The sequence below is a fragment of the Pelagimonas varians genome (assembly GCF_003208435.1).
Lineage (GTDB): Bacteria > Pseudomonadota > Alphaproteobacteria > Rhodobacterales > Rhodobacteraceae > Pelagimonas > Pelagimonas varians.
Genome location: NZ_QKMF01000009.1, coordinates 85,940 through 107,455 on the forward strand (window position 1 = coordinate 85,940; position 21,516 = coordinate 107,455).

Sequence of the window (21,516 nt, forward strand, 5' to 3'; positions counted from 1 at the left end):
CGTAGCTGGACCGGGTCAGGACAAGACATGCACATTTGGCGTGCGGCGTCGATCGCCGCACTTTTCTTATTCGGCTTTGTGGCCTCGGCCATTGCACAAGACATAACCTTGCGGTCTCGGGATGGCTCAATAGAACTCACAGGGACGCTGCTCGGGTTTGATGGCGAGTTCTATCGGATAGGGACCAAGTTTGGCGACCTGACCATGGACAGCTCTGGAGTTCTTTGTGAGGGCCCTAGCTGCCCGTCATTGACCGACTATGTCGCTGAACTCTCAATATCGGGGTCGGCGACAATTGGATCGGTTCTGATGCCGGCCCTGTTGGAATCTTTTGCCCTGCGCAATGGCCTTAGCACCACTCGAAACGTCGTGGACGACACCCATTTCACCTATGTCCTCAAGGATCTACGCAGCGCAAAGGTCGTTGGTAGATTCCTATTCCGCGTTACCAACACCGACGAAGGCTTTGCCGATCTTCTTGCGGATGAAACAGATATTGTGATGGCGCTACGCGAAATCCGTCCTGCCGAAGTGGCACTTGCCCGCGAAGCGGGTTTGGGCAAACTGGACGAACAAAATCGTGCCCGTGTTCTGGCCTTGGACGCTTTGGTTCCCATCGTTGCCGCCAACAACCCCGTTGACTCAATCTCTTTGGCAGACTTGGCGCGGGTGTTGTCCGGTAGGCTAACCAACTGGCGTGAATTGGGCGGACCGGATGCACCGGTCACAGTGCACTTGCGCGGGGCAAGTTCTGGCTTGGCGCAAGGGTTGGAAGATCGGGTGCTGAGACCAGCAAGAACAAAACTGCGCGTCGATTCCATCCGTCATGCAACCAACAGTGCTCTGGCTGTCGCCGTGTCGCGCGATCCGTTTGGCCTTGGGGTTGCCAGCTTTTCGGAGATAGGAAACGCGAAGCCCTTGGTTCTAGATGGCGTTTGCGGCTTCGAGGTGCGGGCCGCTCGCCGGTCCATCAAAACAGAGGACTACCCGCTTACAGCTCCAATGTTTTTATATTTGCCTGCACGCCGATTGCCTGCCTTGGCGCGTGAATTTTTATCCTTCACCCGCACCCCGCCTGCCCAGATCGTAATTCGCCGAGCGGGATTTGTAGACCAAGCACCAGAAGAAGTTCCCTTGGACCTACAGGGGAACCGCTTTGCCAATGCGATTTCTGTCACGACGGATTTAGACTCACTCGACGAATTGAAGCGTATGACAGAAACCCTGTCTCAAATGCGCCGCCTGACCACTTCCTTTCGGTTCGAGACGGGCTCGACCGGATTAGATGCACAGTCGCGTTCAAATGTGCAGCAGTTGGCCCGCTCACTCGAAGGGGGCATCTACGACGGACGCAAGCTCGTCTTTGTCGGGTTTTCAGATGGGGTTGGGCCGGCCAATGGAAATCTCCAGATTGCCAAAAAACGGGCCGACGCGGTTCGCCGCGCTGTTGAACAGGCCGCGGAAACAGCTGATCTAAACCGGATAGAAATCACCACCGATGCCTTTGGAGAAGCGATGCCCATGGCCTGTGATGACACTTCGTGGGGGCGACAAGTGAACAGACGGGTTGAGGTTTGGCTGCGTTAAAGGCTTGGCCAACAGAACAAAGGTCCCGTTAAAGCAAACCTTCAGCCTTAAAGCTTAGTTCCTGTGACATTCCGATAATTAGATGGTCGTGCAGTGTGATACCCATTGTGTCCGCCGCCAGTTGAATTTGCTGTGTCATATCGATGTCTGCGTCGCTTGGCGTAGGATCACCGGACGGATGATTGTGAACAAGGATCATTGCCGTGGCGTTTAATTCAAGCGCGCGTTTGACCACCTCGCGGGGGTAGACCGGCACATGGTCAACGGTCCCTTTGGCCTGTGCTTCGTCCGCAATCAAAACGTTCTTTCGATCCAGATAGAGCACCCGAAACTGCTCGATTTCGCCATGGGCCATCGCTGTTTGGCAATAGTCCAGCAGGGCGTCCCAACTGCTCACAACATGTTTCTTGAGGACTTTGGCCTGAGCCAATCGATGCGCAGCCGCTTCCACAATCTTTAACTCTGTAACCACAGCCTCACCGACACCGGAAATGTTCCGCAATCGCGCGGCGGGCGCTGACATCACCCGATTAAAGTCACCGAATTCTTCCAGTAGGTGGCGGGCAAGCGGTTTCACGTCACGGCGCGGTATCGCACGAAACAGCACCAGTTCCAGAAGCTCGTAATCCGGCAACGCCGCCGCACCGCCAACCATGAATCGCTCTCGCAGTCGTGCCCGATGGTCCTTGATGTAGGATGGCAGGGCCTTGGCTTTGGTCGAAACCTGGCCAACTGCTTCGTCCAAATCGAACAATGCAGCTTGAGAATCGGAAAAATGTGGGCCTCTGGTCATGCTGATACGTTGCGCGCACTTGGTAAATGAGCCGTTAACATAGCCAAAATGTTTAACTGTCTTCGCAGCCATTTACAAAAACGGCACCCAGTGGGTGCCGTTCTCTTGTACAAATTTGAGGTGTTGGTTCAGCAGGCAATCAACCCTTCATCGAGTCCCAGAAGTTTTTGACCGACGAAAAGAAGCTTGAGGATTCAGGGTTATTGTCTTCGCTCAGGCCTTCAAACTCCTTGAGCAATTCCTTTTGCCTTGATGACAAGTTTACCGGTGTTTCGACAGCCAGTTCAATAAACATGTCTCCGACACCGCCACCACGCAAAGCTGGCATTCCTTTGCCGCGTAGACGCATTTGACGGCCAGACTGGCTGCCAGACGGGATTTTCACACGGCTTCGGCCGCCATCGATGGTCGGAACTTCAATATCGCCGCCCAAAGCCGCCGATGTCATCGAAACCGGAACACGGCAATGCAACTCAGTGCCTTCACGCTCAAAGATTTTGTGCGCATTCACCTCGATGAAGATATACAAGTCGCCCGGAGGACCACCGCGCATGCCTGCTTCGCCTTCGCCTGCAAGGCGAATACGGGTGCCAGTTTCGACCCCGGCAGGAATATTAACTGACAAAGAGCGCTCTTTTTGAACGCGGCCATTGCCTGCGCATGATTTGCATGGGTTTTTGATGATCTGACCAAGGCCAGAACAGGTCGGGCAGGCCCGTTCAACGGTGAAGAACCCCTGTGTCGCACGCACCTTGCCCATGCCAGAGCAGGTCGGGCACGTCGTTGGTTCTGCACCACCTTCAGCCCCGGACCCGTGACATTCATCACACTGGATCGAAGTTGGCACATTGATCGTTTTCTGCAAACCGGCAAAGGCTTCTTCAAGGGTCAAGCGCAGGTTGTAGCGTAGATCCGATCCGCGCGACGCACGGGGACGTCCGCCGCCGCCACGCTGTCCGCCCATGAAATCGCCGAACAAATCGTCAAACACATCCGAAAATGCGCTGCCGAAATCGCCTTGTCCGCCACCACCAAAGCCACCGGGGCGGCCTCCGCCACCCATGCCGCCTTCAAAGGCTGCATGGCCATAACGGTCGTAGGCCGCTTTTTTCTCGGGATCTTTGAGGACTTCATAGGCCTCATTGATCTCTTTGAACTGTGCCTCTGCATTCGGATTGTCCGAATTGCGGTCTGGATGCAGTTCCTTAGCCTTGGTACGATAGGCTTTCTTTAGCTCGTCCGCAGATGCCCCTTTAGAGGCCCCTAGCAGGTCGTAATAATCACTTTTGGACATCCAAGTCCTCCTTTCCAGGAAAGGAAAAAGGGCCAGCCCAGTCCCACAGAGTGTAACCGGACCGGCCCCCGATCAGTGTTCCAAACCGGTATTAACCGCGTTTTTCATCACCTAGATCTTCGAAGTCAGCATCGACGATATCATCGTCGGCACCAGCCGGGCCACCTGCATCAGCAGCAGCGGGCTCTTCGCCAGCTTCTTCTGCCGAGGCTTTATAGATGGCTTCACCCAGACGCATCGCGACTTCGGTGACGTTCTGAATGCCGCCCTTCAGTTTGTCCGCGCTGATATCGTCTTTCTCAAGGTCATCCTTAAGGGCGGCGATGGCCAGTTCAATCGCTTCGACGGTCGACGGGTCAACCTTGTCGCCATGCTCTTCGACTGACTTCTCAGTGGAATGCACAAGGCTTTCGGCTTGGTTGCGCGCTTCGACCAGCTCTTTGCGCTCTTTGTCGGCCTCGGCGTTGTCTTCAGCCTCTTGCACCATCTTTTCGATGTCGATGTCGGACAGACCGCCAGATGCCTGGATCGTGATCTGCTGCTCTTTGCCGGTTGCCTTGTCTTTGGCCCCTACGGACACGATGCCGTTGGCGTCGATGTCAAAAGTCACTTCGATCTGCGGCATTCCGCGCGGCGAGGGCGGGATATCTTCGAGGTTGAACTGACCGAGCATCTTGTTGTCTGCCGCCATCTCGCGCTCACCCTGGAAGACCCGGATGGTCACAGCCGACTGGTTGTCTTCGGCGGTCGAGAAGACCTGAGACTTTTTCGTCGGGATGGTGGTGTTGCGGTCGATCAGACGGGTGAAAACACCGCCCAAAGTTTCGATACCGAGCGACAAAGGTGTAACGTCCAACAAAACCACGTCTTTGACGTCGCCCTGAAGAACACCGGCTTGAATGGCCGCGCCCATCGCAACAACTTCGTCAGGGTTCACACCCTTGTGTGGCTCCTTGCCAAAGAATTTGGTCACTTCTTCGAAGACTTTTGGCATACGGGTCTGACCGCCAACCAAAACAACTTCGTCGATGTCAGCTGTGGTCAGGCCAGCGTCTTTCAACGCAGCTTGGCAAGGCTTGATCGATGCTTTGACCAGATCACCAACAAGGCTTTCCAATTTGGCACGGGTCAGCTTCATCACAAGGTGAAGAGGTGCGCCAGTGTTTGGGTCCATGGTGATGAACGGCTGGTTGATTTCGGTCTGAGTGGCCGAAGACAGTTCGATTTTGGCTTTTTCAGCGGCTTCTTTCAAACGCTGCAGGGCCATCTTGTCTTTGGTCAGATCAGCGCCGTGATCCTTTTTGAACTGCGTCGCAAGGTAGTTCACGATGCGCATGTCAAAGTCTTCACCGCCAAGGAACGTGTCGCCATTGGTTGATTTAACTTCGAATAGACCATCGTCGATTTCGAGGATGGTTACATCGAATGTACCACCACCAAGGTCATAGACCGCGATGGTTTTGCTTTCTTTTTTGTCCAGACCGTAGGCCAAAGCAGCCGCTGTCGGTTCGTTGATGATCCGCAGCACTTCGAGACCAGCAATTTTGCCGGCATCTTTGGTGGCCTGACGCTGGGCGTCGTTAAAGTACGCAGGAACGGTGATAACCGCCTGTGTCACTTCTTCGCCAAGATAGCTCTCGGCGGTTTCTTTCATCTTGCCGAGGATGAAGGCAGAGATTTGCGAAGGCGAATATTTCTCGCCGCGGGCCTCAACCCATGCATCGCCATTGCCGCCATCAACGATGGAGAATGGAACGATGTCTTTATCTTTGGTCACTTCAGCATCGGTGACGCGGCGGCCAATCAGGCGCTTGACTGCGAACACGGTTGCTTCCGGGTTGGTGACAGCCTGACGTTTGGCGGGCTGGCCAACGAGGCGTTCGTCATCCGTGAAGGCGACGATTGACGGAGTGGTACGTGCGCCTTCTGCGTTTTCAATGACGCGGGCGGCAGAGCCATCCATAATGGCAACACAGGAGTTTGTGGTGCCGAGGTCGATACCAATAACTTTGGCCATGTTTCGATCCCTTTCTTAACAGGCGATATCACGAGGCGTGGACCCTAAGCGGCATCCGGAGCCCCGTATGACAGGAACGCCGGTCCGGCCGGATCCGGCGCGTTCGATGGGTATATAAGGAGCCGCATTTGTCCCTGCAAGCACTCGCATGGCAGCAAATGCGCAGAATTGCTTGGCGAACGTTAGGAAACGCGAAAGAAAGGGGCATGGAAAGCTTAAATACCCCCTCATTTCGCCAAAAAGGTTTTGTCATCTATCCCGGACTGCTGGATCGGACGGCGCAAGAATCGCTGGTTGTCGCACTGCGCGAGGTTTTGAAGGTCGCGCCTTTGGTGCAGCCAGTGACCGCAAGCGGCAAGCCGATGTCGGTTCGGATGAGCGCCGCAGGGGACTATGGCTGGATCAGTGACCGGCGCGGCTATCGCTACGAAAAACAACACCCCAACGGGGCGAACTGGCCCGACATTCCACCGGCTGTTCTGGAAATATGGCACGGGTTTGGCGGTATGCCGAATTCCGAAAAACGTGACCCCGAGTGCTGTTTGATCAACTGGTATGGTGCAGACGCGCGGATGGGGATGCATCAAGACCGCGACGAAACAAACTTCGACTATCCCGTTGTATCGATCAGCCTCGGGGACGAAGCTTTGTTTCGAATGGGGAATGTCGAACGCGGCGGTAAAACAGAATCACTTTGGTTAAAATCAGGCGATGTGGTTGTAATGGGCGGCGCGGCAAGGCTGGCCTATCACGGCGTCGACCGCCTGCGTTTCAGGTCGTCCACTTTGCTGCCGCAAGGCGGACGCATCAATTTAACGCTGCGTATGGTCACCTAGCGCCTAGGGATCGGGGGACACCATCCGGCAACAGCCGTGATACACCTGCTGCTGCTCACCAGTGACAAACACCAATGCTTCGATGCCGGTGAAGGTCTCGACCATTGTGCTCCAACACTGCGCCTTTTGCAGGGATGCTGATACATGGAGTTTTCCATCACTCGCCATAAACACATTGGTTGTGGTGTTTTCAGCTGCCGACATCATTGGCCCACTTGGTAGATGGCGCGATTCCCCGTTATATCCAAACCGGTACAAAACCCCGTCTTTGGCCGAATAGCCAACAGACCAAGGGGCTTCGCTGCCCGAGCATTGGAGTTCCGGCCACTCCGGAAACGTGGCCCCCGGAATAGCCTGAAGGTAGCGGGCAAAGACCCAGCCCATACCCGCCTCACCGGCACTGACCTGTGCCCAGCGGCCCGATGGGTCCAGTGCTTCGACTTGTACAAAGGATGCATTGTGCTCCAACGCCCCGATCACGGTGCCTTTGGTCGACGGGGTCGTTCGAATATTCAGACTATCGTCCGCAGCAACATCAACAACGTCGTAAAGCGCGGGGAAAGTCCCGGCAAACGCTGGGCCCGAAACACACAGGAGAAATGCGATTAATCTGATCATGGTGGGCATCCTTTATTCGACCTGAACTGAACAGCACCCGGACAGAACCTCGTTCAGGTACCCGCCGATCACAATTGTTCCGTCCAACCCGAACAGATTGTCGGACATCCCGTCAGAGCAGATTTCCTGCCCGACCACCAAAGTGATGTTTTCGCCCTGCCCTGTGCCCAGCATCGCAAAGGGTTCAGGCCGTGCTGATGCGGTCTGCCAGTTCCCGACGGTAAATGCACGGTCAGAGCCTTCCGGGGTCGACAAAATCGCGGCACCGCTTTGGGTAACATTCAAGGACCAAAAGGGCTCGGTGCCAAAGCAGCGCAGACGCGGCGCATCCGGCATTGCGCTTTCCGGAAGCGGATGGAGATATGCCATGGAGGCCCAGCCAGAACCCTCGTCGACATTGACGCGGCCCCAATCCCCCTCGATCTCAACCACTTCGACGCTTTGGGCATCATGGGCGAGCGTTCCTATAATATTGGCGCCGGCCATCGGCCGCGTTCTGACATTCAACACATCGTCCGACGCGACACCAGCCACATCATACAGGGCAGGCAATTCTTCGGCGGCCACGAAACTGGCGGTGAGCAAAAACAAAGCAAAGGCGCGGATCAACATGAGATTCTCCTTGAACGTATTCCAAGAACAATAGCCAGCCCCGCCCGTATCCCAAAGTCAGGAATCCCGTTAGTTGCAGATTAACGGCGTGCCCCCCACGATGCAGATGCGTGTTTTCGTGTATAAAATTCGCCCATCAAGCCGATCATGATAAAAACAATCGAGAAATACAGCGCGTACTCCCAGCTAGAATTTCGCGGATTGTAATCCAAAAACGCAAATCCGCGCGATTGGTCGATACAGTGAAACAGCGGGTTCCAATCGAACATCTTCAACATGAACGGCGGCAGGGTGTTGGCCACAAACATCTTGCCTGACGCAATCATATTGGCCCGCTGATAGACGGTCGAGATAATCCCCACCGGTGTTGGAAACCACGGCTTTGCGGCCAAAATTACCATGCCAATCGCCGCTCCGGAAAACCAGGCCAGCAAAACCATACCCATGCAGCCAACCGGATCATAAATCTCCATCAAGACGCCGGGTGCAAAGGCCACATCATAGACAAACAAAACCGCAGCCAGCGACATAAGCTGAATATAGAGCGTGCTCACCATCGCCGCCGCAATCGCGATCGCCGTGTTCATCGGCGCATGTTGCATCATCGGGCTGGCCGGCCCTTCGGAAGACGACACAGCGCCCAATGTCTTGGAATGGGTCATATACAAAAAGATTCCGGTCATGATGTAGATCATGAAATCACCGCGGAGCGCCGTCCCCCGAAGTCCCAAAATCTGGAACATGACGTAAAATGCCATCACAAAAACAATAGTTTGCAACATATTCATCAAGATCGCAATCATGGCGTTCCCATGCGATTTTCGCACTGACCGGACCGAATTATGGTAGATCAGCTCGGCTATATAAATTGCCGATCCAAAGCGAGATCGGGGGGCGGAAATCTGAAACATAGGGACGCTGCTCCGATACGCGGCCTGAAATTTACGGCATTCTTGCCGTTTTTGTTATTTGCCATCATAAGGCGCAAAGACTTTCAAATCAATGAAACCGCGCTGGCCCGCGCGGAGGAGTATTTTTATGGACTATTCAGAGCTCACAACAGTGATCCGCAAGCTAGCACTCGAAGCCGGCGACAAGATCATGGAAATTTACAACGCGGACGATTTTGATGTGAAGGTGAAGTCCGATGACAGCCCGGTGACCGAAGCGGATGAAGCCGCTGACGCCCTTATCTCAGCCGGTCTGCGGGCCGCATTTCCAGACGTAGCGCTGGTGACTGAAGAGCAGTCGGATAGCCACGGTATCGACGCAAAAACCTTTTTAATTGTTGACCCGCTGGACGGCACCAAAGAATTCATCAAACGCCGCGGTGATTTCACTGTAAACATCGCTTTGGTTGAAGATGGCACTCCAACACGCGGCGTCGTCTATGCCCCCGCCAAAAACCGGATGTTCTTTACCCTAGCCGACGGTTCGACCGTCGAAGAATTGGGCCCGTTTGACAAAAACACCGTTGGCGAAACCAAACCGCTTAGCGTGAGCACACCGGACAACGCGGCTTTGATGCTGGTTGCGTCCAAATCGCACCGCGATCAGGCAACCGAAGACTATATTGCCAAATACGCCACCAAGGATTCCAAAAGCGCCGGCTCGTCTCTCAAGTTTTGCTTGGTTGCCACAGGCGAAGCGGATTTGTACCCCCGCGTTGGCCGCACCATGGAGTGGGACACAGCAGCAGGTCAGGCCGTGTTGCATGGCGCTGGTGGCAAAGTTGTTCGCTATGACGATCATTCGCCGCTGGTCTATGGCAAAGCCGATTTCGCCAACCCGTTTTTCATCGCCTATGCACCGGGTGTTGATCTGAAAGAAGCCTGATCTATGGCCCAGCCGGTTAGCATTGTCGTTGTCAGCCGGGGTCGCCCGATGGCACTGGCGCAGTGTTTAACCGGTTTGGGGCAACTTGATTACCCATGCTTTGAAATAATCGTAGTGGCCTGTCCTGACGGGCAGGCCATCGTGCGCGCACACCCCAACGTGGACCAAATCAAATTGGTGCCGTTTGACGAACCAAATATCTCTGTCGCGCGCAACTTGGGTGTCGCTCAGGCGGCAGGTGATATCGTTGCCTTCATTGATGACGATGCGGTGCCAGAACCGCTTTGGCTCCAGCATTTAACCGGCCCATTTGATCAAAGTGCGATTGCGGCGGCAGGTGGTTATGTCATCGGTAGAAACGGCATTTCGTTTCAATGGACTGCCCGCGAGGTTTACCCAAACGGTGCATCTGAGCCACTTGAGTTACCGATATCCGATGCCCCCGCTGTGTTGCCGCCCGCGCCAGGAAGAGCCATCAAGACTGAAGGCACCAACATGGCTTTTCGACGCGATATTCTTTGCCAAATTGGTGGCTTCGATCCGGGGTTTCATTTCTACTTAGATGAAACCGACTTGAACATGCGTCTGGGCCGGTCCGGATACCAAACAGCTATTGTTCCTCTCGCACAGGTCCACCACGGTTTTGCAGAAAGCGATCGCCGCGAAGCGTCGCGTGTTCCAAAAGATTTGACCCAGATAGGGGCCTCACAGCGTTTGTTTTTGCGCAAACACTGCCCCGCGCAAGATCAAGACCAGGCTTGGACAAAGTTTTGCGAAGATCAAAGACTGCGCCTGTTCCGCTTCGCCAAACAGCGAAAACTCGGGGCCGCGCGCATTTCCGAACTATTGCGGGGGCTTCAAGATGGCGGCAAAGAAGGACTATGCCGTGATATTGGTGACTTGCCGCCGATTCCGCACAGCGACGCCGGATTTTGCCCCTACCCAGGACGCCCGAAAGCCCCTCGCAAGGTCTTATCCGGGCGGTTTTGGCAAGCCCGCCGCCTTCGGCGCGAAGCCACCGAATTGGCGCGTACAGGTGCCATTGTTAGCATGTTTATTTTCAGCCCGACATTGCGCTACCACAAAGTCACGTTCACGCATGCCGGTGTTTGGGAACAAACAGGCGGGCGGTTCGGGCGCAGCGATCGAACCCAAAGCCTTTGGCGATACAGGAAATTTTCGGAACGTGTTCGTGAGGAAACAGCAAGGACATCCTTGGTTCGCGGCACCCAATAGTCGAATGTGCTTATTAAGAAGCATTCCTACAACGAAATTGAAACAATCTTAAGGTAAGCAATCGCACACATCACAATGTGGTGGCCCCTATTAGCCATCAGTGCAATAACCTGACCCAAAGAATTTAGTAGTAGGAGTAGACCGATGCCTAAAAAGGTCACGAAGGCAATTTTTCCCGTCGCAGGCATGGGAACACGCTTTTTGCCCGCAACCAAGTCGGTTCCCAAAGAAATTATGACTTTGGTGGATCGTCCGCTTGTTCAATACGCGATTGACGAAGCGCGCGCAGCCGGGATCAAAGAGTTTATCTTTGTGACGTCCCGCGGCAAGGGGGCACTTGAAGACTATTTTGACCACGCCCCTCAGCTCGAACAGGAGCTGCGCAAAAAAGGCAAAGACGAACTGTTGGCCACTTTGAAATCCACAAATATGGATTCAGGGGATATTGCGTACATCCGCCAGCACCGCGCCCTTGGTCTGGGTCATGCTGTTTGGTGCGCACGCCGCTTGATTCACAACGAACCTTTTGCCGTGATCCTGCCGGACGATGTTATCGCAGCAGAAAAGCCGTGCCTGCAACAGATGGTCGAAGCTTACGAAGAAACCGGTGGCAATATGGTTGCTGCCATGGAAGTGCCTGATGAACAGACTTCCAGCTACGGCATGCTCGATATTGCCGAAGACATGGGAAGCAAGGTCAAGATCAAGGGCATGGTCGAAAAACCGCCTGCCGGTCAATCGCCTTCCAACCTCGCTGTTATTGGCCGCTACATCCTGTCAGCCAATGTGTTTGGCCATCTGAACCGGATCAAGTCCGGCGCTGGCGGTGAAATTCAACTAACCGACGCGATTGCGCGTGAGATTTCCGACGGCGAAGGTGTTTATGGTTACCGGTTCCGCGGACAACGTTTTGACTGCGGATCCAAGAGCGGCTTCTTGCAGGCGACCGTGGCCTTTGGCCTGTCGCGACCGGATCTTCGCGACGACTTGGAGGGGTATTTGACCCAACTCATGGCGTCTCGTAAAGCGGCGGAATAACTGCATGCCTCATGTATTGGTAACCGGCGGCGCTGGCTATATTGGTAGCCACGCTTGTAAAGCTCTAAAAGCGGCGGGTTATACGCCCGTCACTTTGGACAACCTGTGCACTGGCTGGAAAGACGCGGTCAAATTCGGGCCGTTTGAACAAGGTGATTTGACAGATCGTGCCCGTCTGGATGCGGTTTTCGCCAAGTGGCAACCGGTGGCCGTCATGCATTTCGCGGCGCTTAGTCAAGTTGGCGAAGCGATGGCGAAACCCGGCATGTATTGGCGCAACAATGTCGAAGGCTCACTAACCTTGATCGAAGCGGCTGTTGCCGCGGGCTGCCTGAACTTTGTTTTTTCATCGACCTGTGCCACTTATGGTGAACATGACAACGTCGTTTTGGACGAAAACACCCCTCAAGAGCCGTTGAACGCCTATGGCGCGTCAAAACGTGCTGTCGAGAATATTTTGCGTGATTTTGAAGCGGCCTATGGGTTGCGTCATGTGATTTTTCGCTACTTTAACGTCGCGGGTGCAGACCCTGACGGCGAAGTCGGGGAACACCACCGCCCTGAAACGCATCTCATTCCCGTTATGCTTGAAGCGATTGACGGCACAAGGCCAGCTTTAACCATTCACGGCACCGATTATGATACCCCTGATGGCACCTGCATTCGAGACTACGTTCATGTTTGCGATCTGGTGGATGCGCATGTCTTGGGATTGAAGTGGTTGCACGATGACAAGGGGAGCCATGTCTTCAACTTGGGCACAGGCAGCGGCTTTTCGGTCCGCGAAGTCATTGACTCCGCAGGCTCCGTTACCAACCTCGAGGTGCCCTGCTCTGAAGGACCACGCCGTGCCGGCGACGCAACCAAGCTGGTTTCCGGCTCTACCCGCGCGGGCGAAGAACTGGGTTGGCAACCTCACAGATCCACCATGCCGCAGATGATTGCTGACGCATGGCGTTGGCATCGAAATGGTCATTACGACGGGTAACCCTCCAGCGCGGCTTCTGGATCTAACCAGATTGATTAGCCGCGCGGGGCACCCCATGACCGGGGTGGATCGCGTTGAGTTCGCTTATCTGGAACATTTGCTTGAGCACCCTTCGCTTTGGGGCTTGGTCCGCACCTCCATCGGGTATGTCCTTCTGGATCATGCAGGATGCAGAACAGTTCACACACGCCTGCAAGACAATCTCTGGGGGCCCACTGATCGATTGGCACGGCTTCAAAGAGGTCGGCATCCGATTCGACTACGTGCAGAAGCTGACCTGCGCAGGATTTGCCGCGCCCGCTGTTTGCCAATCCGACTGTCTTCTATGTTGCGACGGCACCTGCCCATGGGCGTACACTATATAAACACCGGCCATTCGAACCTGACAAATCGGGTCCTCTCTGCGCTCACCCTTTGCAAGGCCCATGTCGCGGTCTTTGTTCACGATACAATTCCACTGGATTTCCCTCAATATCAGAGGCCTGAAACATTTGCCTCGTTTCGCTTGTTCCTTGACCGCGTTGTGGCGCGTGCCGATGTGATCTTGTGCAATTCGCATCAAACGCTTGCGGATATGAAAAGACATGCCAAAACGGATTTGCCGCCAAGCGCAGTTGCCCATTTGGGCGTGAATTTACCGACGCTTGGGGTTGCACCTGACGGCCCTTGGACACCGCCATATTTCGTCACTTTGGGGACAATCGAACCGCGCAAAAACCACGCTCTCCTGTTGGATATTTGGGGCAAAATTCCTGACGCTCACTTGTTGATTTGTGGTCATCGCGGCTGGGAAAACCACGCCGTTTTTGAACGGCTCGATGCAGCGCCTTCGCGGGTTCATGAGCTCAGCGAGCTGCCAGACGATCAGCTTTTTGCCCTGATCAAAGGTGCGGCAGGGCTGCTGTTTCCCAGTTTTGCCGAAGGGTACGGGTTGCCACCGCTTGAAGCCGCCGCATTGGGGGTTCCGGTCTTGTGTAATGATCTGCCCATTTACCGTGAAGTCCTTGGCGATATTCCCGTTTACGCAGACGCTCGGGACCGCTATCTTTGGGAAACAACGATAAAACAGATGGCACAAGCGCATCAAACAGGCACAGGCAATACTCTGGACTACACTGCTCCCACATGGGACGACCATTTCAAGATTGTTTTAACTTTGATTTGATAGCTACCACGGTAGAAAAAGGTCGGGTAACCGGCTTGTAAAAGGGCACATAATTGGGCGCATGGCAGTCATATCAGCTTCGGGTTCAACGGAAACGCTGGCGTATTCGTGCATTCCGAAAGCGGCGGGATTTGCGCCCTGTCGCGGACAGAACAGCCGACATCAAACCGTCAGATATTTTGTTGTTTTCGACCCAGCGCAACGAAGGTGTCCGCCTGCCGTGGTTCTTGAAACATTACCGCGATATGGGCGTGAACCATTTCTTTTTTGTCGATAACGACAGCACAGATGGATCCCTGAATTACCTTGCCAAACAACCTGATGTATCCGTTTGGGCGACGCAATCCAGCTACAAAAGATCACGCTTCGGGGTTGATTGGCTCAATTGGTTGGCAATGAAATACGCCCATGATCACTGGGCGTTGACCGTCGATCCGGACGAGCTGTTCTTGTACCCGTTTTGTGACACACGGCCTCTACGTGCATTGACCGATTGGCTGGATGCCTCTTCGATAAAAAGCTTTAGCGCGATGTTGTTGGATATGTATCCTAAGGGGCGGATCGACGCCCAGACTTACAGTCCGGGACAAAATCCACTCGAAATTGCATCTTGGTTCGATTCCGGAAATTACACCGTTCAGAAGAATAAAACCTACGGAAACCTCTGGATTCAAGGCGGACCGCGTGCGCGCGTGTTCTTTAAAGATGAACCAAAGTTAGCCCCCGCTTTGAACAAAATTCCGCTGGTCAAATGGAACAGGCAATATGCCTATGTCAGCTCCACCCACAATTTGCTGCCGCGTGGCCTCAACCAAGTTTACGATGAGTGGGGCGGTGAAAAGGCCAGTGGTATCTTGCTTCACACCAAATTCCTCAACACCTTTACGGACAAGGCCGCAGAGGAACTGGAGCGCAACCAACACTATGGGGCCAGCCGCGAATACGTCGCCTATGCCGAAGGGGTCAAAGACAACCCGGAACTCTGGTGCAAGTGGTCGGAAAAATACATTAACTGGCGCCAGCTTGAGATTTTGGGTCTGATGTCTAAGGGGAACTGGGCATGAGTGTCGGGATTGTCATGCTGGTGCATACCGCATTGGACCGCGCCGAAGACGTTGCACGGCATTGGTCACGCGGCGGATGTCCTGTTGTAATCCATGTCGACAAGGTTGTGCCTCGTAAGACCTATGATGCGTTTGTCGCGCGCCTGACCGACACACCCAACGTGATGTTTTCCAAGCGCCATCGCTGTGAATGGGGGACATGGGGTTTGGTCGCCGCCAGTCAGGATGCCTCGGAATTGCTGCTTCGCAATTTTGATCAGGTGCGGCATGTTTATCTATCTTCCGGATCATGCTTACCGCTACGTCCTGTCGAAGAATTGGTAGACTACCTCAACCAACGACCTCGCACAGATTTCATCGAAAGCGCGACCACCGCTGACGTCCCTTGGACGGTCGGCGGGCTCGATCAAGAGCGCTTTACTATGCATTTCCCGTTCAGCTGGCGAAATCAGCGCTATCTATTTGATAGGTTGGTAGAATTGCAACGTGCCATAGGTTTCAAACGCCGCATGCCGCGCGGTTTGGTTCCCCATATGGGCAGCCAATGGTGGTGCCTTACACGCCAAACCTTGAGCGCGATATTGCAAGATCCGGAACGCGATCGCTATGACCGCTACTTTGAAAACGTCTGGATTCCGGACGAAAGCTATTTTCAGACCTTGGCACGTAAATACTCCACAAATATTGAAAGCCGGTCTTTGACCCTTTCCAAGTTCGATTTCCAAGGCAAACCGCATATTTTCTATGACGACCATCTGCAACTGCTGCGCCGGTCAGATTGTTTTGTGGCGCGCAAAATTTGGCCTCACGCCGAACGATTGTATGGTGCGTTTTTGACGGATGCGAACGGTGCAATGTCACACCAGGAGCCAAATCCGGGTAAAATTGATCGTATTTTTGCCAAGGCTGTTGATCGCCGGACACGCGGACGATCCGGTTTATATATGCAAAGTCGATACCCGAATGCCGGGTGGGAAAATGGCGTAACTGCCGGCCAGTATTCGGTCTTCCAAGGGTTTTCCGATCTCTTTCAAGATTTCGAAGGCTGGCTTGGCCGTGCGACAGGTGCACAAGTCCATGGTCATCTGTTCGCCCCTGATCGGGCCGAGTTTTCGGGCGGCCAATCCATTCTAAACGGTGCCCTTTCCGACAATGCCAAGCTGCGGGATTCAAACCCAAAAGGATTTTTGACGAACCTGCTATGGAATACCCGCGGCGAACGTCAGTGCTTTCAATACGGTCCGCATGACACTCCCAAGATCAATTGGCATATGGCCGTTGATCCCAACGCTCAAATTAGCGTGATCTCAGGTGCTTGGGCGGTTCCCTTGTTCAAATCCAACGCCAATTTCGCCGAAATTCGCACCCAAGCGGCTCGGCTGCAAAAAATCGAAAGCAAGATATTGGATGTGCTACGCGCCCCTGATGTCAAAGCCCGAGTGCGCATTTGGTCCATGGCCGACTTTATCGAAGCCCCCATGGAACCGCTGCAAGTCATTATCGACGAAATTGGTCAAAAAGGCCTAAGGCGGCTGGCCGAAGCCCCCCGCCTCGAAGATCTAGCCGGCTTTGGACAGTTTCTGCAAAACCTGAAAAATCAAGGCATGCACCCCTATCTGATGGGCGACTTCCCTGTTGACCCTGCACCGCGTAATCTGCCCGACAGCCACCGTAAACCGTATCTCATCAAAAAATAGGTCCAATGAATGTCTGACCGTTTCGACTGTTTTGTCGTATTTGCAGAAATGCGCACCGGGTCCAATTTCCTTGAGGCCAATCTGAACGCATTTGATGGCATCACCTGCCACGGCGAAGCGTTTAATCCGCACTTCATCGGCTATCCAAATTCCGAAGATATTCTGGGCATCACCCAGCAAGAACGCGATGCCGATCCGATGCGTTTGCTTGGACAAATCCGCAAAACAACACCCGGTGGGATTGGCGGTTTTCGCTATTTCCACGACCATGACCCGCGCCTTTTGGACGACTTGCTGCAAGATCCAAAGATTGGTAAAATCGTTCTGACCCGCAACCCTGTTGACAGTTACGTCAGCTGGAAGATTGCTCAGGCAACAGGCCAGTGGAAACTGACCAATGTAAAACGGCGCAAAGATGGGCAGGCGCAATTCGATGCGGCTGAGTTCGAACAACATTTGGCGGATCTGCAAGCCTTCCAAATCCAGATATTGAACACCTTACAACGCAGTGCGCAGACCGCATTTTATGTCTCCTATGAAGACTTGCAAGACGTCGATATTATGAACGGATTGGCGCGGTGGCTTGGCGGTTCTGGGCAACTATCCAGCCTAAACACCGCTTTGAAACGCCAAAATCCCCAACCCATCGCTGAAAAAGTTGCGAATTTCGGAGAGATGGAACACGCTTTGGCGCGGCTCGATGGGTTTAACCTAACCCGCACCCCAAATTTTGAGCCCCGTCGCGGGCCTGTTGTTCCGTCCTATGTTGCGGCCGCCAAAACGCCACTGCTGTATATGCCAATCCGCTCCGGTCCTGAAACCGCCGTACATCAATGGCTCTGTGCCCTGGATGACGTGTCAGGCGAAGCCCTTGAACAAGACTTCAAACAAAACACCTTACGTACTTGGAAGCGGCAAAGACCCGGCCATCGCAGTTTTACTGTCATTCGCCATCCGCTTGCCCGCGCGCACGAAGCCTTTTGCTCCAAAATCCTAAGCACCAAAAAAGGTAGCTTCGCTGGCATCCGAAAAACCCTGCGCCGCGCCCACAACCTTCCCATTCCCGAGGGCGAACCCAATGACGACTATTCCGTAGAATCCCACCGAGAGGCGTTTACGACCTATCTGTCATGGGTCAAAGCCAACTTGGCCGGGCAAACTGCGGTTCGCGTTGATGGCCACTGGGCGACTCAGGCGCAATGTATCCAAGGCATGTCAGAGTTCACGTTGCCGGATATGATTGTCCGAGAAGATGAAATGGCTCTCTATTTGCCCGCACTTGCTATGCAAGTTGGTCATCCATCACCGCCAGAACCGGTTGCCGTGCCGACCACCGCCCCTTTTTCATTGGCTCAAATATACGACGACAGAATCGAAGCATTGGCGCGGGAAGCTTATTTGCGAGATTACACTATGTTCGGGTTTGATAGCTGGGCGTAAACGCCCATTCATCGAACAGAGACATAACCACCGGCAAAGATTAGATCGCCCCCGGGGCACCTGTTGACCTTGTGGATCAAGCGGTTGGGCTAAGCCGCCTGAACCGATTCCTGTTCTGTCAGGATCGTATAAAGCGTTGCGGCGTCACGGTTGGCCCGCAATTTGGCGCACAGGCTGGCCTCTCGTAAGTTGCGCGAGACCAATGCCAGCGCTTTGAGATGTTCCACGCCCGCTTCTTCCGGAGCGAACAGTGCAAACACCAGATCGACCGGCTGACGGTCGACGGAATCAAAATCAACCGGCTTTTCCAATGCAAGAAAAGCGCCCACAACCGATTTCAGACCTCGGATACGTGCGTGCGGCAAGGCAACGCCATGCCCCACGCCAGTTGGTCCAAGCGTTTCACGCTCCATCAAGGCTTCGACGATCTCTTGCGACGGCAGATCGTAGGCAGACTCAGCCAGATCGGCCACGTCATGCATCAACCGTTTCTTGCTTGAAGCCGCCGTAACAAGTTTCACGGCTTCAGGCTTTAGGAGATCAGCGAATTTCATAGTCTACCTGTATCAAAAGCGCTCTGCTCAGGCGGTTATCTTACGGATCGATCCATCCGATATTACCGTCTTCACGTCGATAAACGACGTTCACGCCATCCTTCTTTTCATTGCGGAACACAAGAACCGGCGCTCCAGCCAGCTCCATTTGCATCACAGCTTCCCCCACAGTCAGAGATGGAATCTTTGTCTCCATCTCAGCCACGATAATCGGCTGCAACGTTTCCGGTTCGGCGTCCCCCGAATCCAGATCACTGGCGAGGATATACGAGGAAGCCCCGGAAAGTTCAACGGGCACCGCACGGTCACGGTGATGATCTTTCAACCGACGCTTGTATCGACGCAGCTGTTTGTCCAGTTTTTCCGCACAAGCATCAAAAGCGCCGTAAATTTCAGTCGCGTGCGCTTTGGCTGCTGCCGTCAGGCCCGTTGATAGATGAACAGTGGTTTCGCAAACAAATTCATGCGCGCTTTTGGAGAATACAACATTGGCGTCTGTGGGCCTTTGCGAATACTTCTGCAGAGCGGCCCCAAGCTCGTCCTTCACATGGGTTTGCAGTGCGTCACCAATGTCGATGTGCATTCCCGTGATCTGATAGCGCATAATACATCCTTTTTGTTTTTGACAATCAATACCATACCTCGGGCCAAGGCCCGTGGTGCAGCAGACTGCAGTTTAGGAAAGGCACTTTGTTGCGGCTTGTCAGAACACGGCCCCGCAAGCGGGGAAGGTTCGAACAAAAGTGCAGCAATCCAAAATGCCATGTCTCATTTGACGGCGGAATTGAGGGGGAAGTCAATCGAAACCAGAAAATAAAATGACTGATCTCCTAAGAAATCGGTCCTCGGTTTCAATCAACCAATGCGAAAGTTATCGCCCAAATAGACGCGACGTACATTTTCATTGCGCACCACTTCTTCGGGTGTGCCGGACATCAAAACTTGGCCGTCATGCAAGATGTAAGCGCGATCTACGATCTCAAGAGTTTCGCGGACGTTGTGGTCTGTGATCAGCACGCCAAGCCCGCGGGTTTTCAAATCCGCAACCAAATGACGGATGTCTCCGACACTGATCGGATCAACCCCGGCAAAGGGTTCATCGAGCAATAGATACTTCGGATCGGCCGCCAGACAACGGGCAATTTCCACCCGCCGTCGCTCCCCACCAGACAAAGCAAGCGCGGGCGCACGGCGCAAATGCTCGATTGAAAATTCGCCAAGCAGTTCTTCCAACCGCTCGCGGCGGCGATGCCGGTCCTTTTCAGCGATGTCCAAGACAGCGCCGATATTGTCTTCGACCGAAAGCCCCCGAAAAATAGACATTTCCTGCGGCAAATATCCGATCCCAAGGCGGGCACGGCGATACATCGGCAAATAGGTTGCATCATGACCGTCGATCATCACCTGACCGCCCTCAGGATTGACCAATCCGGCAATCGCATAAAACGATGTTGTCTTACCTGACCCGTTCGGCCCCAACAGAGCAACTGCTTCGCCGCGATTCAAACGCAACGAAACATCGCGGATCACAACGCGTTTGGCATAGCTTTTGCGCAAATGCTCAATGACAAGCCCGGCTTGACCATCTGTCACTGTTAGCTTTGCCCCTGACATTACTGGCTATCTTCTTGGTTCAAAACAGTCCGGACCCGCCCGGTCATCTGTGCCGTACCTGTCTCGAGGTTGACTGTCATTTTTTCTGACGTCAGCGCACTGGCCCCTTGGGTTAGCAGCACGTTTCCTGTCATGACAATAACGCCAGTGTCCAAAGTGTAATCGGCGCGCTGTGCTTCTGCAGCTTCATCGCCGCTGACCATTGTCACGCCGCCGGTCGCCTCCATGCGCTGAATTTTCTGCGCGGTCTCAGAATAGACCACCAAAACCCGCGGCGCAGCCAAACGCATTTCACCCTGCGCAACCAGCACGTCGCCAGTGTAAAGGGCGGTTCCGTCTTTTTGATTTACGGATAAGGCATCGGCTGTCACCTCAACCGGAGCAGTGGTGTCCTGGTTTCCACCAAAAGACACCTGAGCCCCCTGTGCAAGAGCCGAGAATGGCAAGGTCAAAAGGACAAAGGCATAGGCAATCAGTCGTGGCATGCGAAGAACTCACTTATTTTGCGGCAGATATACCATTTTTACGCCGCCAGTGAACAGCATTTGCACATCGTCCCCCTCATCTATGGCTTTGATCTGCATTTTTGAAGCCTCAAGCGTACCGAGAGGTCCCTCCCCCTTCACCGGTGCCAAGCTTTCGACATCAATGTATTCGATACTTGAGACCATGCTTTGAGTGGTCACTACATATCCGGTTGAACTGGTAATGACGACACCACCCCGAAAATTGATTCTCTGTTCATCTTCACGCATTGTCGCCGCAGCCGAATGCAAAAAGAGCTCTGACCCGTCTTTCATCTGTATACGGGCGTCCAGCTCTTCGGCCTCTATAATACCCTCAAAGCCGGGGCGTGCGGACTGGGCCGTGATCGTCACGAGATCGCCCCGCGCCGTGCTTCCCGCATAATGGGGCGAGCTGACCATTTCTGTCGCGGCATCACCAGCGCGCTGCAAAGCACTCGCGAACGGAACTTTGCTGACCGGATCATTGCTGCGCGACAAAAGGAAGATCGTGGACAACAACCCCAAAGCCAACAAAGGCAACAGGATTTTGAGCCAGGCAACAACATGCGAATAGAGTCCCTGAGCGCGCGCCATCTAAAGGTAACGCCTGTTCTCGGTTCG

The 21,516-nt window shown here is 54.0% G+C and carries 21 protein-coding genes; 10 read left to right on the plus strand and 11 right to left on the minus strand.

Annotated elements, in window-relative coordinates; all coding sequences use genetic code 11:
* The first annotated feature begins 27 nt into the window (after positions 1–27).
* The gene (locus tag C8N36_RS13235; protein WP_097805161.1) at positions 28–1,587 is read left to right on the plus strand and encodes a phosphate ABC transporter substrate-binding/OmpA family protein; all 1,560 of its coding nucleotides are present in this window, start codon (positions 28–30) and stop codon (positions 1,585–1,587) included.
* Between the two features lie 28 nt (positions 1,588–1,615).
* On the opposite strand, the gene radC is transcribed toward C8N36_RS13235, so the two are convergent.
* The 3 genes from radC to dnaK all read right to left on the minus strand — a co-directional run bounded on the left by radC (position 1,616) and on the right by dnaK (position 5,691).
* A complete protein-coding gene (gene radC, locus C8N36_RS13240; RefSeq protein WP_097805244.1) occupies positions 1,616–2,380 on the minus strand; it encodes a RadC family protein in 765 nt (254 codons plus the stop codon).
* Positions 2,381–2,519: 139 nt separating this feature from the next.
* Positions 2,520–3,674: a molecular chaperone DnaJ gene (gene dnaJ / locus C8N36_RS13245; RefSeq protein ID WP_097805160.1), complete on the minus strand. Its 1,155-nt coding sequence runs from the start codon at positions 3,672–3,674 to the stop codon at positions 2,520–2,522.
* Positions 3,675–3,765: 91 nt separating this feature from the next.
* Entirely contained in the window at positions 3,766–5,691 is a 1,926-nt protein-coding gene (gene dnaK, locus C8N36_RS13250) for a molecular chaperone DnaK (protein ID WP_097805159.1), read from the minus strand.
* A gap of 206 nt (positions 5,692–5,897) precedes the next feature.
* Between dnaK and C8N36_RS13255 the strand changes: the two genes are divergently transcribed.
* Positions 5,898–6,527 (plus strand): alpha-ketoglutarate-dependent dioxygenase AlkB family protein, encoded by a 630-nt coding sequence (locus C8N36_RS13255; RefSeq protein WP_097805158.1) that lies wholly within the window; start codon positions 5,898–5,900, stop codon positions 6,525–6,527.
* A 3-nt stretch (positions 6,528–6,530) separates the two neighbouring features.
* Here the strand turns inward: C8N36_RS13255 and C8N36_RS13260 are convergent, their stop codons facing one another.
* From C8N36_RS13260 to C8N36_RS13270, 3 genes are all read right to left on the minus strand, one after another.
* A complete protein-coding gene (locus tag C8N36_RS13260; protein WP_170125873.1) occupies positions 6,531–7,145 on the minus strand; it encodes an SH3 domain-containing protein in 615 nt (204 codons plus the stop codon).
* A gap of 12 nt (positions 7,146–7,157) precedes the next feature.
* Positions 7,158–7,757 carry a COG3650 family protein gene (locus C8N36_RS13265; protein ID WP_097805156.1) on the minus strand — a complete coding sequence of 200 codons (600 nt, stop codon included), beginning with the start codon at positions 7,755–7,757 and terminating at the stop codon, positions 7,158–7,160.
* A gap of 80 nt (positions 7,758–7,837) precedes the next feature.
* Positions 7,838–8,668 carry an ABC transporter permease gene (locus C8N36_RS13270; protein ID WP_097805155.1) on the minus strand — a complete coding sequence of 277 codons (831 nt, stop codon included), beginning with the start codon at positions 8,666–8,668 and terminating at the stop codon, positions 7,838–7,840.
* Positions 8,669–8,795: 127 nt separating this feature from the next.
* Here C8N36_RS13270 and cysQ point away from each other — a divergent pair, with 127 nt between their 5' ends.
* The 8 genes from cysQ to C8N36_RS13310 all read left to right on the plus strand — a co-directional run bounded on the left by cysQ (position 8,796) and on the right by C8N36_RS13310 (position 18,221).
* Positions 8,796–9,593: a 3'(2'),5'-bisphosphate nucleotidase CysQ gene (cysQ, locus tag C8N36_RS13275; RefSeq protein WP_097805154.1), complete on the plus strand. Its 798-nt coding sequence runs from the start codon at positions 8,796–8,798 to the stop codon at positions 9,591–9,593.
* Between the two features lie 3 nt (positions 9,594–9,596).
* Positions 9,597–10,829: a glycosyltransferase family 2 protein gene (locus C8N36_RS13280; protein WP_097805153.1), complete on the plus strand. Its 1,233-nt coding sequence runs from the start codon at positions 9,597–9,599 to the stop codon at positions 10,827–10,829.
* A gap of 144 nt (positions 10,830–10,973) precedes the next feature.
* The gene (gene galU / locus C8N36_RS13285) at positions 10,974–11,867 is read left to right on the plus strand and encodes a UTP--glucose-1-phosphate uridylyltransferase GalU (RefSeq protein ID WP_097805152.1); all 894 of its coding nucleotides are present in this window, start codon (positions 10,974–10,976) and stop codon (positions 11,865–11,867) included.
* A 4-nt stretch (positions 11,868–11,871) separates the two neighbouring features.
* Positions 11,872–12,855, plus strand: a complete 984-nt coding sequence (gene galE, locus C8N36_RS13290) for a UDP-glucose 4-epimerase GalE (RefSeq protein ID WP_097805151.1) — start codon at positions 11,872–11,874, stop codon at positions 12,853–12,855.
* 55 nt (positions 12,856–12,910) lie between these two features.
* A complete protein-coding gene (locus tag C8N36_RS13295; protein WP_245910811.1) occupies positions 12,911–14,020 on the plus strand; it encodes a glycosyltransferase family 4 protein in 1,110 nt (369 codons plus the stop codon).
* Positions 14,021–14,073: 53 nt separating this feature from the next.
* On the plus strand, positions 14,074–15,084 hold the full coding sequence (locus tag C8N36_RS13300) for a glycosyltransferase family 2 protein (RefSeq protein WP_097805149.1): 1,011 nt from the start codon (positions 14,074–14,076) through the stop codon (positions 15,082–15,084).
* Positions 15,081–16,781: a DUF5927 domain-containing protein gene (locus C8N36_RS13305; protein WP_097805148.1), complete on the plus strand. Its 1,701-nt coding sequence runs from the start codon at positions 15,081–15,083 to the stop codon at positions 16,779–16,781. The genes C8N36_RS13300 and C8N36_RS13305 overlap by 4 nt, the downstream gene beginning before the upstream one ends.
* A 9-nt stretch (positions 16,782–16,790) precedes the next feature.
* On the plus strand, positions 16,791–18,221 hold the full coding sequence (locus C8N36_RS13310; protein WP_097805147.1) for a sulfotransferase family 2 domain-containing protein: 1,431 nt from the start codon (positions 16,791–16,793) through the stop codon (positions 18,219–18,221).
* Positions 18,222–18,310: 89 nt separating this feature from the next.
* Here C8N36_RS13310 and ptsN read toward each other — a convergent pair whose 3' ends face one another.
* From ptsN to lptC, 5 genes are all read right to left on the minus strand, one after another.
* The gene (ptsN, locus tag C8N36_RS13315; protein ID WP_097805146.1) at positions 18,311–18,775 is read right to left on the minus strand and encodes a PTS IIA-like nitrogen regulatory protein PtsN; all 465 of its coding nucleotides are present in this window, start codon (positions 18,773–18,775) and stop codon (positions 18,311–18,313) included.
* Between the two features lie 40 nt (positions 18,776–18,815).
* Positions 18,816–19,379, minus strand: a complete 564-nt coding sequence (hpf, locus tag C8N36_RS13320; RefSeq protein WP_097805145.1) for a ribosome hibernation-promoting factor, HPF/YfiA family — start codon at positions 19,377–19,379, stop codon at positions 18,816–18,818.
* A 251-nt stretch (positions 19,380–19,630) separates the two neighbouring features.
* The gene (gene lptB / locus C8N36_RS13325; RefSeq protein ID WP_097805144.1) at positions 19,631–20,389 is read right to left on the minus strand and encodes an LPS export ABC transporter ATP-binding protein; all 759 of its coding nucleotides are present in this window, start codon (positions 20,387–20,389) and stop codon (positions 19,631–19,633) included.
* Positions 20,389–20,874: a lipopolysaccharide transport periplasmic protein LptA gene (lptA, locus tag C8N36_RS13330; protein ID WP_097805143.1), complete on the minus strand. Its 486-nt coding sequence runs from the start codon at positions 20,872–20,874 to the stop codon at positions 20,389–20,391. The genes lptB and lptA overlap by 1 nt, the downstream gene beginning before the upstream one ends.
* A 9-nt stretch (positions 20,875–20,883) precedes the next feature.
* Positions 20,884–21,489, minus strand: coding sequence for an LPS export ABC transporter periplasmic protein LptC (gene lptC, locus C8N36_RS13335; RefSeq protein WP_097805142.1), 606 nt, complete (start codon positions 21,487–21,489; stop codon positions 20,884–20,886).
* Positions 21,490–21,516 lie beyond the last annotated feature (27 nt).